The organism is Streptomyces sp. SID14515 (genome assembly GCF_010548505.1).
In the GTDB taxonomy this organism is placed as follows: domain Bacteria; phylum Actinomycetota; class Actinomycetes; order Streptomycetales; family Streptomycetaceae; genus Streptomyces; species Streptomyces caviscabies.
This window is the reverse complement of sequence record NZ_JAAGMH010000035.1, coordinates 1-14,582: the sequence shown is the minus strand read 5'-3', so window position 1 is coordinate 14,582 and position 14,582 is coordinate 1. Positions and strand designations below refer to the sequence as shown.

The window sequence follows — 14,582 nt, the reverse complement described above, 5'->3', positions numbered from 1 at the left end:
CCGGACCCAGCACCTCGCCGACCCGCGAGCGGGCGCTGGACTCAGCCCTGCCGATCGCCTCGATCACCGCCGACGCGGCCTACGGGCAGGAGTGGCGCTTCCGGCGCATGCTGGAGGAGGCAGGGGTGAGCTACGTCCTGGCGGTGCCCAAGTCGCAGCAGGTGAAGTCCTCAGTGGGCAGCTGGCGCATCGACCATGTTCTTACCGGCGCCCCGGCTGAGGCATGGGAGCGGATCTCTTGCGGTGACGGTGCGAAGGGGCCGCGCGTCTACGACTGGGCGGCGGCCAAGCTGCCGCCATCGACGGCGCGAAGTCCACCCATTTCCGCTGGGTGCTGGCCCGCCGCAGCCTGGCGCGTCCCGAGGAGATTGCGTACTACCTGGCCTTCGCACCGGCTGATGCCTCCGTCGCCGACTTGGTTCGGGTGGCCGGCACCCGGTGGGCCATCGAGGAGTGCTTCCAGGCCGCGAAGAATGAGTGCGGCCTGGACCAGTACGAAGTCCGTCGTTACGTCGGCTGGTGCCGCCACATCACCTTGGCGATGCTCGCGCACGCCTTCTTGACGGCGATGACCGCCCACGCACTCGAAAAGGGGGCCACAGAAACGGTTCGAGCTGCCTCGTTCCCCTCACCGTGGCAGAAATCCGACGGCTCCTGGACCTTGCCCGTACCTCCGCGGCCAGGCACCGGCAGCCCACCCGTCGGCTCCACTGGTCCCACTGGCGTCGACAGCACCAGGCCATCGCCCGCCGCTGCCACTACCAACGCCTCACGCACCCCGATCGGGTGAGTCACGAACCTGTACCCACCTGATGGAGCGTCAGTCAACTAGACTTCGAAAAGGCCCTGTGACCAGGACAAATGGAGAAGCACGACTGGAGTACTAGGCGGTATCGTCCGCTGTGCGCCGCGTCAGTCCCAGGACGATCAGGCGGCTGCACCCCCGCCTCAGACGACCGAGAAAGCCATACATCCCCACGAGTTGTAGCCCGAAACGATGGCCAGGATCCGATCGCCCGGCTCGATGATGCTCTCCGACGCCATCGCGGACACGTTGATGAGAGCGTCTGCCGCGAAGCAGTGGGAGTAGCCCGCCACGGTGCCCCGGTAGGTCCGGTCGAACGGCACCTCCGCCGCGTTCGCGAAGGTCCTCAGCGTGGGCTCGAGGTAGTTGTTGGTGACGAGGTAGGAGAAGTCTGCCGGACCGAGCCCGGTCCTCTCGTAGAGCGCCGCGGCTGCCCGGCGCACTCCGCGGGCCGTCGCCATGGCCATCGCCATCGGCTCGGACTCCGACGTCAGAGCATGCAGTCCTGCCTCGACGGTCATGGTCGTGCCGAGCAGCTGCAGACCGTGCTCGGGGCGACGGGTACTGACGACGCAGGTGGCAGCGCCATCGCTGAGCACCCCGATGCCGCCACCGAGCAGGCGTTGCCCCGGTCGGCAGACATCAGTGGTGGCGACCAGCGCGGTGGTGGCGTCGCCGCCGCGCAAGCAGGCCACCGCGGTGCGCACGGCGACGGCCAGGTTCGCGCAGTTGGCCAGGCCGACGCCGATCAGCGGGGTGCGGTTCAGTCCTATGGCCTGAAGGAACCGCGCCGCGTCCAGCTCGGGGTCGGCGCTGTCCCAGAACGTGTTGGTCGCGTAGACGACCAGATCGACGGCTGCGGTCGAGGAGGACGGATCGAGCGTCGACGTCGCGCTGTCTGCTGCCAGCTGCCAGGCCTGCCGGTCGGACTGCCGGAAGTGCGCCAGCCCGCCTCGCGTCAGCTGCTCCAGCGCCTCCGACGACAAGATTTCGGGCAGCACCGCGATGTCGTTCGACTCTCCGACCGCGACGCCGATCCGGGTCAGGAAGATGTCGGGCCAGGCTTCACCCGCCCCCGTGGTCATCGTCGAGCGAGGTGGCGGCGGCAGGCGGAGGCGAGTTCTTCGATCGTCTCCGCTCCCTGGAACACCTCGAACGGCAGCTCGGTCGCTAGCAGGCTGTCCAACCTGCTGGAGACGTTGACCGCCTGCAACGAGTCACCACCGAGGTCCTTGGTGAAGGAGTCCTGGACGCTGATGTCGTCGAGGTCGAGCACCTGCTGCCAGATCCGGAGTATCTCCGCCTCCATGTCGTCACGCGGCGCGACGATCGGGCGGGTCCGCTCCACCGGTGATTCGCGGGGCTCGGGAAGTGCTCCCCGGTCAACCTTGCCGTTCGTCGAGAGCGGAATCTCGGGAAGGCTGATGAACCGGGCGGGAACCATGTACTCGGGGAGCCGGCTCGCGAGGTGCTCGCGCAGTTCTCGGCGCCCGGCCCGGCCCACGACGTAGGCCACCAGCTGGCTCTGGCCCTCGGATTCGCGCACCACCGCGACGGCTTGACGGACGTCCGGGTGCGTCCCGAGGCTGGCCTCCACCTCGCCGAGTTCGATGCGGAACCCCCTGACCTTGGCGAGGTGATCGGCTCGTCCTGCTGAGGTCAGGAGACCATCCGCGTCCTGACGGACCAGATCCCCCGTGCGGAAACCCACCTCGGAGAACTGGCCGGCATTGAGCTCGGCCTGACCGAAGTAGCCCAGGGTGACACCGGGTCCGCTGACGTGCAGTTCGCCGATCTCGCCCGGAGCTGTCGGAGTGTGGTCGGGGTTCAGCACGCGCACGTCGACGATGTCCGTGACCGGGTAGCCCATCGGCGCGGGGCGCTCCTCGCCCGGCTTGCACCGCCAGTGCGAGACCACCGGCACCTCGCTGCTGCTGAACACGTTGTGCAGCGCAGTCTCCGGGAAGATCGCGAAGAACCGCTGCTGCAGGGCCGGGGGCAGGGGTTCGCCCGCACACAGGACATGGCGCACCGCGGTGCAGCTCGCGGCCTCGGGTTGTTCGAGGAACAAGCGCATGACCGACGGGATGAAGGTGGAGATGGTGATCTGCTTCCTGGCCGTCAACCTCGCCAGGTAGCCGAGGTCGGTCTGTCGGCCCGGAGGGACGACCACCGTGCTGCCGCCGGTCAGTAGCGGCCAGAGCAGGCCGTGCACGAGGGCCACGAAGTTCACCGACATCTTGAGCAGGTGGCGATCGCCGGGGCCGGCGCCGAACGCGTCGACGATCCACGGGATCTGGACCGCGCAGTTCTCGTGGGACAGGGTCACCTGCTTCGGCCGGCCGGTCGAGCCCGAGGTGCTGAAAATGAAGGCTGCGTCGCCCGGCACCGTGACGACGGCCGGCGCGGTCGTCGACACGCGATCGGACACCTCGAAGTGCGGGTGCGCGAAGTCGAGCCGCTCGGCCGCGGCGCGGGGCGCGATGAGCGCTGCAGCGGCCCCGTTCCGCAGGATCTCCTGGTTGCGCTCGGACGGCTCGTCCGGGCTCAGCGGGAGGCAGACGGCTCCCGCCTTGAGGATGCCGACCACGGCCGCGGCGTACTCGACCGAGCGGTCGAGGCAGACGGCCACCGAGTCACCGTGCTCGACACCGCGGTCGAGCAGTGCTTCCGCCACCGCGTTGGCACGGGCGTCGAACTCCGCGTAGGTGACGGAAGCATCGTTGACATGAATTGCATCGAGGTCCGCGTACTTCCTCGCTGCGACCGCGAACAGGTCTATCAGCGTTGCTGTCACAGGCGTACCTCTTATTCGTGTGGGACGAACGACGAGAACGGCGGCGACCGGACTGGGAGCTCGCACGAACCACGGGGGTCCGGGCGTGCCGAATAATCGAATGCGGGATGTTGGGGAACGCGACGCGCCGCATATCTGGGTCAGTTCACGAAATCAAAAGCATTATCGTGATGTCAAGGTCTCGGGCGTCGCGCAATGTCGCTCGGGTGCGTTCGTGACAGGCCGTCCCATTCCGTCGCCCACCCGTTCTCGGGCTGCGCGAAGAGCCGTCGAGCACCGCGTCGATGCTCGACAGTGGGCCGGGGAACGATGCGTGGAGAGCGGTTTCCCGGCAGGGGCGAGGATGCACGGGCCGAACGAGAGCGGAGATCGACGGCGGATCCCGGTGCGCCGAGGAGGCCGAAGGCTCCGCCGGATCGCGGTCGTGACTACCGGTAAGCTGATGCTAGGCGCCGGATCGGGCGGTACGGACGGCCGGGGTGACGGAGCCCTCCACGTCGTCGCCCTCGCCGGTCAGGAGCTCGGTCCGGGCCGCCGGCGCGACCGGCAGGACTTGACCGGGCGCCGCGGACGCGCCGATGCTGCGTCCCACCGCGGTTCGACGTGTCCTGGTGGGCCCACCGACGGCACGTCACCGCCTGCGTCGACCAGGACCGCGCCGAACTGGGCGGTTCCGAACACCCACAATCAGCGGAACGGCCGCGAAGGCCAATAGATGTACGGCAGGATCACAGCGGACTCGGTGCGACAGATCGAGGGTGGACCCGTCGACGAGGCTTCCCGCCGGCGTCTATCGCGGCGTGTGAACCTGCATCATCGGTCACTGGTGGCGCGCCTCATCACGCCGACCCGGTTCCCTCGCGCCGGGCTGGCCCGGGCCTGCGTGCACCCCATTTCCCGAAGACCCGTAATGCTGTAGCGTGCGGTCCGGAAGGCAGGGAATCTGCGCGATTGGCCGCTGGTGGCTCTTCGGCCAGCCACCTCGACGAGTATCGGTGACGGCGTCCTGCGGCCATGGGAGGGATGTAGTCCTTGTCCAACGAATCTATCGCATCAATCCTGGATCGACTGCTCCGGGCGCACCTGCCGAATATCGGGGACGACATGGTCATCGGCCAGCACGAACCTCTTTCGAGGTTAGGTCTGGACTCCTTGGGCATGGTACGGCTGGCGATGCGGATGGAGCGAGAGTTCCAGGTGGACCTCCCGGACGGGTTCCTGGTTCCCGAGACCTTCGAGACCCCCGCCTCCATCGCCGTTGCCGTCGCGGCCCTGCGCCCGGATCTGGACATCGCGTCATGAACACCGTCGCGGCGCAGGCGATCTCCGAGACCGTCACCGCGGTCGCGGACGTCGCCGCGGCGCACGCGGAGCAGGTCGACCGTGAGTCGCAGTTCCCGGTCGCGGCGGTGGAGGCGCTGCGGAGCGGTCGCCTGCTGTCCATGGGTGTCCCGGCCGGATTCGGCGGCGGCGACCAGGGCATCGGTACGGTGGCGCGGACGACCACTGCGCTCGCCCGGAAGTGCGGATCCACCGGCCTGATCTTCGCGATGCACCAGAGCCAGATCGCGTCCTTGGTCCGGCACTCTGAGGACGAGGCGGTCCAGCGTGCTCTGCGGCGCATCGCCGCCGAGGAACTGCTGGTCGCGTCGGCCACGACGGAGGCGAGCGTCGGGGGTGACGTGCGCACGAGTTCCTGCTTCGTCGAGCGGGTCGGCACCCGCTTCCGGCTGGCGAAGCAGGCGTCCGTGATCTCGTACGGTGAACACGCCGACATCATCCTGGTGACCGCCCGGCGGGACGCGGCCAGCGATCCGCAGGACCAGGTTCTGGTCCTCTGCGACCGGGATGGCGTCACCCTGGAGCAGAACGTGGTCTGGGACGTGCTCGGCATGCGCGGCACGTGCAGCCACGGCTACGCGCTGCTGGCCGAAGGCGACGGGGACGCCGTCATGACCACCCCGTACGCCGTCATCAGCGCCCAGACGATGTTGCCGGTGTCCCACGTCCTCTGGGCGGCGGCGTGGCTGGGGCTGGCCGAGGAAGCCGTCGAGAGGGCCCGGCTGTTCGTCCAGGCGTCCGCCCGGAAGAAGCCGGAGGTGGTGCCGCTCGGCACGGTGCGGCTCGCCGAGGCGACAGCTCGGCTGCACCAGATGCGGGCACTCGTGGGCGCCGGGGTCGGCCGCTTCAAGGAACTCGCCGCCGTCCCCCACGAGCTCTCGCGCATGTCGACGGTGGTCGAGTTCAACAGCCTCAAGGTCTCCGCCTCGACGCTGGTGGTGGAGATCGCGGCAGCGGCCATGTCGATCTGCGGCATCGCTGGTTACCGCTGCGACGGCCCCTACAGCGTGGCCCGGATCCTGCGCGATGCGTACGGCGCTGCTCTCATGGTCAACAACGATCGGATCAACGGCAACAACGGGCAGCTCATGCTCGTGGGGAAGTCGTTCTGATGCGGTTGGAGGACCGGTTCCTGGCTGTGCTGGCCGACCACCGGGACGAACCCGCCATCGTGGAACCGCATCGTTCGTGGACGTTCGCCGAGGTCGACGCGCTCGCCCGGCACTGGGCCGCAGGGCTGCGCTCGCGAGACGGCAGCCGTCCCGCTGCGGTCGCCGTGCTCGCAGGACGCAGCGCGACCGGCTGCATCGGCGTGCTCGCGGCGTTGTACGCCGATGCCGCGTTCGTGCCGGTCAATCCGGCGTTCCCGGCCGTGCGCAGTGCGGGCGCGATGGCCGTGACCGGGGTGGGCGTGCTCATCGCCGATGTGACCGCCGACCAGGAGCTGGTCGCTGCGATCCTCGCCGCCCATCCGGTTCCGGTGCTGTGGGCGGATCCCAACGCCCCGGTGCCGGTCAGCGACGCCGGACTCGGCCGGCGATTTTCCGAGATCGCGTACGTGCTCTTCACGTCCGGTTCGTCGGGGAGCCCGAAGGGCGTGTCGATCTCCCACGCCAACGTCGACGCGTTCCTCGACGCCGCTGTCGCCCGCTATCCGATGGGTCCCCCGGACCGGTCGGCTCTGACCTGCGACCTGACCTTCGACCTCGCTCTGGCGTCGCTGTTCCTGGCCTGGTCGCAGGGATGCGCGATCGTGCCGGCCTCCGTGTTCGCCATGGGGGATCCGGCGCGGTTCGCGGCCCGCTACGGGATCACCGTGTGGACGTCGGTGCCGTCGGCCATCGGCCTGGCGAGGGATGCCGGGTCGCTGGTCCCGGGTTGCCTGCCCGGCCTGCGGATCAGCATGTTCTGCGGTGAGGCCCTGACGGTCGACGCGGCCACCGCCTGGTCGCGGGCCGCACCCGGCTCCGCCGTCGTCAACAACTACGGTCCGACCGAGGTGACGATGTTCTGCACCGCGTTCGAGTTCCGCTCCGACCCACCGCTGGACGGCCCCACCGTTCCCATCGGACACCCCTTCGAGGGCGTCGAGATCGCTGTCGTCGACGCCGACGGCCGTCCGGCTGAGGCCGGTGAGCTCCTGCTGCGAGGACCTCAGATGTTCGGTGGCTACGTGGACCCCGGCCAGGACGACGGAGCGTTCACGGAGACGGACGCGCCGGGCGGTCGCTGGTACCGGACCGGCGACGTGGTCCGGTCGGGCGTCGACGGTCTCACCTACATCGGCCGACGCGACGATCAGCTGCAGGTCGGCGGCTTCAGGGTGGAGCCGGCCGAGCTGGAACAGGCGATCCGTGCCCTGCTCGGAGTGGCCACCGCGGTCGCGGTCCAGCGGAGGAACACGATCGTCGCGTTCGTGTCGCCGGCGCCGGCGGCCAGGGATCCGCTCCTCCTGATCGAGGAGGTGCTGCCCCCCTACATGTGTCCGAAGCACCTGGTCGTCGTCGACGAGCCGCGGCTCAACGCCAACGGCAAGATCGACCGCCGCTACTACCGGGACCGTGCCACCGAGCTCGCGGTCTGAACCGGATCCCCAGGCATCGCGGCCGCTCACAGGTCCCCGGCTCGCTGCAACCCGTAGCTCCGACCTCGCTAGGAGATTCCAATGAACACATCGGCCGAGTCGGTACCCGACGATGCGCTCGGCGTCAGCTCGTGGGAGGTGACCCAGGAGACCGAGGTCGAGTTCGGTGGCCTCGGCTGGACCGTGCTCCCCAGCGTGTATCCCATGCACCTGGTTGGATCGAGCGAGTTCTTCCGGCGGCAGCTGAGCGCTCTTCCGCCGGTCCACTCCTTCCTGGAGGTCGGCTGCGGCGCCGGTGCGCTGTCGGTGCTCGCCGTCAAGAACGGTCTCTGCCAGGAGGCCACGGGCGTCGACATCAATCCCAACGCACTGGCCGCGTCGCAGATGAACGCTCGTCGGCACGGCGTCGAGGACGCGACGACGTTCGTCTACAGCGATGTGTTCGACGGGCTCTCGGACTCGCAATTCGATCTCATCTTCTGGAACTCGAACGGCGCCCTTCCGGATTCCAAGGAGATCCTCGACGAGGATGCGGCCATCTCACACCACGAGAGAGCCATCTTCGATCCCGGCTACGCCAGTCACCTGCGGTACCTCGAACTGGGCCGAAACCATCTCCGACCCGGAGGTCGGCTCCTGATCGGGTTCTGCGGTAACGGGGATCTCGAGTTCATCAAGGAGAAGGCAGCGGGCCTCGGCCTGAGCCTGGAACTCCTGGCCACCGACGATGAAGGAAGTCACCCGCACTACCTCCTGGAGATCCGGGAGACCTCTCCAGCCTAGGGTGCTCGGTGCTCGGTGCTCGACCTGCGCCGGCGGGGTGGCGACCATCGTGCTGGCCGGGCGAGCGGATCAGAGAGGATGTCGAACAAGTGCTCTATCGGTTCTATGTCGAGGCGTCGGCGCAGGTCACGTAGGGCTTTCGCAGTCGGTTCCGCGACCTCGAGTCCGGCACCCGTCAGGGCCGCGGTCAGCTTGCACCAGACCAGCCGGTAGCCGACCTCCGGGAACAGGCACATCGCGAACAGGAAGTAGACCCCGACTCGCGACGGAAGGTCCCGTAACCGGTGCTGCACGCAATGGGTTTCCTCCAGAACGGCATCGACGAGATCGAACGGTATGACCTGCGTCAACTCACCCAGATGACCGGGGGCGAACCGGCCCTCAGCCACGGTGAACTCGCGCGAGACGGTGGTCAGGCCGAGCGGCAGGGGACAATGACATGCGGGCAACGGAGTACCTCGATGATGAGCAGTCTTGGCGGATTACCTGACCAACGCGGCTCCGTTGCCCGTGTTCCGATCCAACGCCGAAACCCCTTGCCACCAGCGGAAATATGTTAACTACCCGGCCTTGGGGTAAGGCCCGTGCGGGCGATGGGAGCCCGTGTGGTGGTGCGCGGCCCGGATGGTTGTGGTGTGGGTGGGGTGTGCTGGTGCTGCCAGTGGCGGTGGGCGCCGGTGACCTCGGACAGGGCGCGTCGGGCACCGATGAGCAGTTGGCTCACGGTGGTGGCGGGGTCGTCGGTGTAGGCGCGTATCTGGTGGGCTGCGGTGCGGGCGGTGCGTACGACGGTGTGGTGGAGGATCTGTTCGGTCCAGTAGGCGGGGTCGGTGGGGCTCGGCTGCACGAGGGCCAGGAGAGTGTGGGCGGTGTCCGGGTGGGTGAGCAGGCCGCGTTGATGGGCTTCGGTGAGCACGGTGACCGGGTAGCCGCCCGGTCGCTGTGAGGAGGCCGAGCGGCTCCCGGCCGTCAGTGGCCCCGGGGGCCGTCTTGCAGGACGTCCTTCGCGACCAGGCGGTAGCCGGAGAAGCAGAGTCGGTACATGTCCACCTGCGTTGCCGATCTGGGAGAATCGCTGGCCCTTCGCTGCGCTCCACCTCCCTGGCGAGGAGCGCCGGCGTCGGTGCCTCGAACAGGCTCCGTACACCCAGCTCCGCCTCCAGCTGCTCACTGAGGAGGGCGACTGCTCTGGTGGCGAGCATCGAGTGTCCGCCGAGGACAAAGAAGTCGTCGTCGGGACCGACTTCCTCGATGCCCAGCAGGTCGGCGAAGACCGCGCAGATCCGTTTCTCCGCCTCGGTGGCCGCAGCACGGGGCGCGTGCCGGTCCACCTCGATGGCCAGCAGCGCGAGCCGGTCCAGCTTGTCCCGCAACGACGACAGCTGGGACTACCGCACCCCCTTCACGGCGACGGCGTCCGGGTGGGAGAGGACCCGCGCTTCGAAGAGTTCGGGGAACATCGCGTCGGGTAGCGGCACCGTGGGCCCTGCCAGTCCGTGCAGGTGGTGCTCACGCTCCTGCTCCGAAGGCAGTTCCAGTTCCCTGTGGCCGGCGTCGAGGGACGTCGCCAGGTGGTCGAGCGCGGTGCGGAAGTAGCCGCCGATCCTGCGTGCGTAGTCCGCGTCGAGGAGGTGTGTCCGGTGGTGGAGGTGGAGTGCGGGACGGTCCCCGGTGACCAGGACCACCTGGAGGGCGGTGTCCGCCGAGAGCGTCACGGGACCGGCGGGGCCGTGGTCCTCGCCGGCCTGGGAGAGGTCCAGGGCGACATCGAACGGACGGGCCGCGGCGGCGCCCCGGCGGACGAGGCTTCGAGCCCTGCTCGTCGACACGACGGCCACCAGGTCGCGCGAGCTGCCGTCGGGAATCTCCGTCTGGAACGCGTGGGGCGCGCCCCCGTCCTCGGTCTCCGGTACGAGGTGACCGACGACGACGGAGGGCTCCGCCGTGAGTTCGCCCAGCACCTTCACCAGGGGTGCCAGGAGCAGCGATTCCATTTCCAAGCGTTCGTCGGCGGACAGCCGGCGCAGTGTCGCGAGCGAGGCGGGTGACAGGTGCGCCACCTCTTCGCCCACCCTGTCTCAGGGGGCGTCCCACGCCGCCCATCGGGGAACCTTCGTCGGTACCAGGGCCGGTACCACCGTCGACGGCGCCCGATGTGGCATTTCAGACAATTCGTCCCCCGCTCCTCGGACGGCTGCCGTCCCGGCTGTTCCCGCTGACGAAACGCTTGTCACTGGCGCGACGCGCCTTCCATGGCCTCGACGAGGCTCTTGGGCCGCATGTCGGTCCAGTTGGTGTTGATGTACTCCAGCGCCTGCTGCCGGTCGGTCTCCGGGAGCGCGACCGTCCAGCCTTCGGGCACCTCGGCGAACGCGGGCCACAGCGAGTACTGGGCCTCGTCGTTGATCAGAACAAGGTAGACGCCATCGGGATCTTCGAAAGGGTTCACGCTCATCGTTATGGCTCCTTGGGGTCCGTCGGCGCACGGCGTTGCCCGGCGCACAGGACGGGAGTATACGAATCCCGGCCGACCGGAGCAGTAGCCAGATGGAATGCGGGCGCACGATTAAGGAGCGCGTGAATGAGCGTTTGCGGCGTTGCCTCTCCAGGGCGAGGACTGCTTTGGCGATGACGGTCATGCGGTTGGGGCTGATGCGTGATCTCCGGAAGTTCTGCCAGGACTTCAGCCGTGCGATGCCTCGTTCGACGGGAGCACGGGCTGCGGACAGGGCCCGATTCTTGGTCCGTTGGGTCGGAGTGAGTTCGCCGCCTGGAGGGCGACGCTTGGCAGTGATGACCCAGTCGCCGGCGCCGATGTAGGCCATGTCGGCGAGGACGAGGACGCCTTGGCGCGCGCAGATCCGGAGGATCTTGTGGGTGCGGGCGGCTGTCAGGTCGTGGGTTCGGCCCGGCAGGGCAGGCGACAGTCAGAGGATCTCTCCGCTGAGATCGGTGACGACCTGCACGCTCACCTCGTGCCGCTTGTGTTTCGAGGAGTAGTCGGCCTTGCCGTCGCCGACGCGGTCACACTCGGCGAGCGTGCCGTCCAGGAAGGACGAAATCAGGGTCGTGTACGCGCAGCGTCTTCAGCAGGCCCGGCGCCTGCTCGGCGAGCAGGGCGGCGACCGCGGTGACGTAGGCGTGTGCGGTGCCGACGGATATCCCGAACCCTGCGGCGATACGGGCGAGAGTGTCGTGGCGGCGCAGATCCACAAGTGCGATCAGCGCATGCCGGCGCGGCGGCAGCTTGCACCGCTGGTCACCCTCACGGGTGACGATGAGCATCGTGACCCACTCGACCAGCGCATGAGGCAGGTCGAGTGCGGCAGGATACGGAACCAACAGGGCTCCTTTGCTGAGTTGAGACGTCGAACACCTCCCTCAACGGCACAGGAGCCCTGCCCGTTGCGCACCCTGATCACACATCGCCTCGTCACCCGATCCATACCGTTCGTCGTGGGCCGTTCCGGTCATTCGTAGGGACTGTCAAACGAGTGGTGTATCTGGGGTAGTTGGGCTGGGGGTTACTGACGTGCTGCGGAGAGTCAGCCGTCGGAGGTGATGTCGAAGGCGTTCAGTGCGGTTTCCCAGCGCATGGTCCAGCGGGCCTGGCCCTTGCCGGTCGGGTCCAGCGACATGATCGCCATGTAGACGCGCTTCAGTGCGGCCTGCTCGTTGGGGAAGTGGCCGCGGGCCTTGACCGCCCGGCGGATTCTGGCGTTCACGGATTCGATCGCGTTGGTCGTGCAGGCGATGCGGCGGATCTCGGTGTCGAAGCGGAGGAACGGGGTGAACTCCTCCCATGCGTTCTCCCGGAGCCGCACGGTCGCCGGATATTTCTTGCCCCAGGCGTCAGCGAACTCCGCGAACCGGTCAAGGGCAGCGTCCTCGGTGGCCGCGGTGTAGACGGGCTTGAGGACCTTGGCGATCTTGTCCCAGTCCTGGCGGGCGGCATAGCGGAAGGAGTTCCGCAGCAGGTGGACCACGCAGGGTCTGCACGACGGTGCTGGGCCAGACGGTCTCCACGGCGTCGGGCAGGCCCTTGAGGCCGTCGCAGACGAGCATGAGGACGTCGTTCACGCCGCGGTTCTTGACTCGGTCAGGATGTGCATCCAGTGCTTGGCGCCTTCACCTCCGTCTCCCGCCCACAGGCCGAGGATGTCCCGGCGGCCCTCCGTGGTGACGGCCAGGGCCCGGAGCTTCGGCAGCTGTTCGCGTAGTCCGGTCAGCTTGGTGTTCTGCTCGAGCCGGGCGGCTAGTTCCCGCACGGAGGCTTCTGCCTCGACCACGATCTGCTGTTGTGGTGCGATCACGTCCTGAGCGAAGGCCCGGGCGCTGGCCCAGGCCTCCGTACCGGCTCGGCCTCGGGCGTCTTCGGCGGCCTGTGCCGCCCGGCGGGCTGCTTCACGAGCGCGCTCGGCGCCTTGCTGGGCCTCGGCCATCCGCTGTTGGAATTGGTGGGTGCGTTGCTGGCGCTCGGGGTCGAATCGCCGGCACACCGGGCAGTCGTCCTGCGACAGCCCTGTCAGGTCGAGCGGCCGCACGCATTGGGGGCAGAGGCTGGGATCGGTTGCGGCCTCTCGGAGCCCAGCGAGGCGCCCGCGGGCTTCGGCAGCAGCCGCCTCCAGCAGGCGCGCCGTCCGCTCCCGCTCGTCAGCTGCTGTCCGGGCAGCCCGGCGCGCTTCTTCAGCGGTGGAGGCCTTCTGTTCCAGTGCGGCCAGTTTGTGCTGCAGCCGGCTGAGCTCAGCGTTTGCGCGACGTACTCGTGCGGATTCCTCCTGGTGCTGCGCTGTCCACTGGGTGGCGCGGCGCTGCAGATCTTCCAGGGACGGCAGTTCGTGCTCTTCGCGGTCCCGGAGGATCTTCTTCACCCGGTTCGTTGCCGATCGCCACTTCTTGGTCTTGTCGTTCGAGTCCTGGCGCAACGCGTCGACTGTCTCGTCGTCGGCTCCCAGCAGCACCCGCCCCACGGAGATCCGCTGCTCCTTGCCCTGACCGTCGAGGTAGTGGGTGGGCAGACTGTCCTGGCGTGCGTAGAGCCACGGTTGCAGCAGGTCCAGAGTGACGCGGGTCCGCCCAGAGCCCAGCCTGGGAATGCCGAGCAGGTCCTGGAAGACGTCGGCGGCGGATCTGCGCGCTTCGCTGCCTTTGACCGGATGCTGCTCCTCGACACCTGTCGTGAGGTTGGTGAAGGCCACGTCCTCCTTCGGGTCCGTCGTGCTGCGGGTGATGCACCACCGTGACGCCCCGATGCGTGCTGTGAAGCCGACACGAGCGCATGCTGCAGCTGCGCGCATCAGTTTCGTGCGGTCCACGCCGAGCGTCCACCACATGGCTTCCAGCAACGTGCTCTTCCCTGAGCCCGTCTCTCCGGTCAATGCCGTGAGTGGAGCGTTGAAGCGGCGCTCCTGCACCCCATCGCCGACCTCAAAGACTGCGAACTCGATATTCAACGCGACCATCTGCTGCCTCCGCGGATCCGGCCGTGCTCCCCGCATGGCCGCTTAGCGGTAACGACAACTGTCCGTGACGGTGACGCCCGGCCGCGCTCCGAACACCTATGCCCCGGGAGCCCGGCACCACGGAGCGCCCCTGAACCGGAACCTCAGGTCGCCTTACGACGCTCCTCGGCTTCACTGGAGACCTTGTTGACCAGGTTCCAGAACGGGTCCGCAGGCCCGGCGCCCGCTGCGGTGCCGTTGGCTACCCCCTGGCCGAAAAGTTCAGAGACCCGCCGCTCCCAACACCGCCGGCACTGACAGTGGTCTGCCACGTGAGTGGGACACGTCCGATCAGCCACCTCGTATACCTGAGCAGCCAATGCCTCCGCCCGCGCCCTCCACATGCCCGCGTCAGACCGGGCGCTCGAAGCATCCCGTTCCGCGCGCCTCTTCGCACCGATCATCGCCCAGTCCGGCCCGCCACCGTAGTAACTCATGACTCACCTCTCTCAGAGATCGCAGCCGCTCCATACAGCAACGCGGAGAACGCTGATCGAGACACGGCGAAGCTCACCCTGGCCCCACACCTCGAGCCCCGGAGGGGATTGAGACCCCATCACCCGACAACCCAGAGCAGCCGTTGGGCCTGGAAGGCCCCAACACCCCACCGAAACCGCACTTCTGAAAACACAGCAATCCACCCGGCCATGGAATGGCCCCATTCTTTTCCCTGGGGGCATGGAATGCCCCCAGAAACCCAACAGAGCTTCAGAAAAAGAGAATGACGCATTCTCATATCTGACGTGCCGGAGGCACGCGCCTTTCTCCTTT

At 68.0% G+C, this 14,582-nt stretch carries 12 protein-coding genes and 3 pseudogenes; 5 read left to right on the top strand and 10 right to left on the bottom strand.

All coding sequences use genetic code 11. The features are described from left to right. Window positions 1–331 precede the first annotated feature (331 nt). Window positions 332–790 carry a hypothetical protein gene (locus G3I54_RS39335; protein WP_239144188.1) on the top strand — a complete coding sequence of 153 codons (459 nt, stop codon included), beginning with the start codon at window positions 332–334 and terminating at the stop codon, window positions 788–790. A gap of 158 nt (window positions 791–948) precedes the next feature. Here G3I54_RS39335 and G3I54_RS06850 read toward each other — a convergent pair whose 3' ends face one another. The 3 genes from G3I54_RS06850 to G3I54_RS06840 form a co-directional block, all read right to left on the bottom strand. Then, a complete protein-coding gene (locus G3I54_RS06850) occupies window positions 949–1,890 on the bottom strand; it encodes a hypothetical protein (protein WP_164612141.1) in 942 nt (313 codons plus the stop codon). Further along, window positions 1,887–3,602, bottom strand: a complete 1,716-nt coding sequence (locus G3I54_RS06845) for a non-ribosomal peptide synthetase (RefSeq protein WP_164612140.1) — start codon at window positions 3,600–3,602, stop codon at window positions 1,887–1,889. Before G3I54_RS06845 ends, G3I54_RS06850 begins: the two co-directional genes overlap by 4 nt. 445 nt (window positions 3,603–4,047) lie before the next feature. Continuing rightward, the gene (locus tag G3I54_RS06840; protein ID WP_164612139.1) at window positions 4,048–4,194 is read right to left on the bottom strand and encodes a hypothetical protein; all 147 of its coding nucleotides are present in this window, start codon (window positions 4,192–4,194) and stop codon (window positions 4,048–4,050) included. Between the two features lie 440 nt (window positions 4,195–4,634). Between G3I54_RS06840 and G3I54_RS06835 the strand changes: the two genes are divergently transcribed. From G3I54_RS06835 to G3I54_RS06820, 4 genes are all read left to right on the top strand, one after another. After that, a complete protein-coding gene (locus tag G3I54_RS06835) occupies window positions 4,635–4,904 on the top strand; it encodes a phosphopantetheine-binding protein (protein WP_164612138.1) in 270 nt (89 codons plus the stop codon). After that, window positions 4,901–6,055, top strand: coding sequence for an acyl-CoA dehydrogenase family protein (locus G3I54_RS06830; RefSeq protein ID WP_164612137.1), 1,155 nt, complete (start codon window positions 4,901–4,903; stop codon window positions 6,053–6,055). The genes G3I54_RS06835 and G3I54_RS06830 overlap by 4 nt, the downstream gene beginning before the upstream one ends. Beyond that, complete coding sequence (locus G3I54_RS06825) at window positions 6,055–7,527, top strand: AMP-binding protein (RefSeq protein WP_164612136.1); 1,473 nt, start codon at window positions 6,055–6,057, stop codon at window positions 7,525–7,527. The genes G3I54_RS06830 and G3I54_RS06825 overlap by 1 nt, the downstream gene beginning before the upstream one ends. Window positions 7,528–7,608: 81 nt before the next feature. Next, complete coding sequence (locus G3I54_RS06820) at window positions 7,609–8,310, top strand: methyltransferase (protein ID WP_164612135.1); 702 nt, start codon at window positions 7,609–7,611, stop codon at window positions 8,308–8,310. Here the strand turns inward: G3I54_RS06820 and G3I54_RS06815 are convergent. The 7 genes and pseudogenes from G3I54_RS06815 to G3I54_RS39325 all read right to left on the bottom strand — a co-directional run. Further along, window positions 8,307–8,759, bottom strand: a complete 453-nt coding sequence (locus G3I54_RS06815; RefSeq protein ID WP_164612134.1) for a transposase domain-containing protein — start codon at window positions 8,757–8,759, stop codon at window positions 8,307–8,309. The genes G3I54_RS06820 and G3I54_RS06815 overlap by 4 nt on opposite strands. A gap of 107 nt (window positions 8,760–8,866) precedes the next feature. Beyond that, a complete protein-coding gene (locus G3I54_RS39330) occupies window positions 8,867–9,226 on the bottom strand; it encodes a hypothetical protein (RefSeq protein ID WP_164612133.1) in 360 nt (119 codons plus the stop codon). Window positions 9,227–9,698: 472 nt separating this feature from the next. Next, a complete protein-coding gene (locus tag G3I54_RS06800; RefSeq protein WP_164612132.1) occupies window positions 9,699–10,370 on the bottom strand; it encodes a hypothetical protein in 672 nt (223 codons plus the stop codon). A gap of 170 nt (window positions 10,371–10,540) precedes the next feature. After that, on the bottom strand, window positions 10,541–10,765 hold the full coding sequence (locus tag G3I54_RS06795; protein WP_164612131.1) for an MbtH family protein: 225 nt from the start codon (window positions 10,763–10,765) through the stop codon (window positions 10,541–10,543). Between the two features lie 139 nt (window positions 10,766–10,904). Beyond that, window positions 10,905–11,652: pseudogene (locus G3I54_RS06790) on the bottom strand (transposase family protein); the annotation flags it as partial. 203 nt (window positions 11,653–11,855) lie between these two features. Next, a pseudogene (locus G3I54_RS38885) lies at window positions 11,856–12,503 on the bottom strand (IS256 family transposase); the annotation flags it as partial. A 453-nt stretch (window positions 12,504–12,956) separates the two neighbouring features. Next, window positions 12,957–13,772, bottom strand: a pseudogene (locus tag G3I54_RS39325) (AAA family ATPase); the annotation flags it as partial. Between the last annotated feature and the right edge of the window lie 810 nt (window positions 13,773–14,582).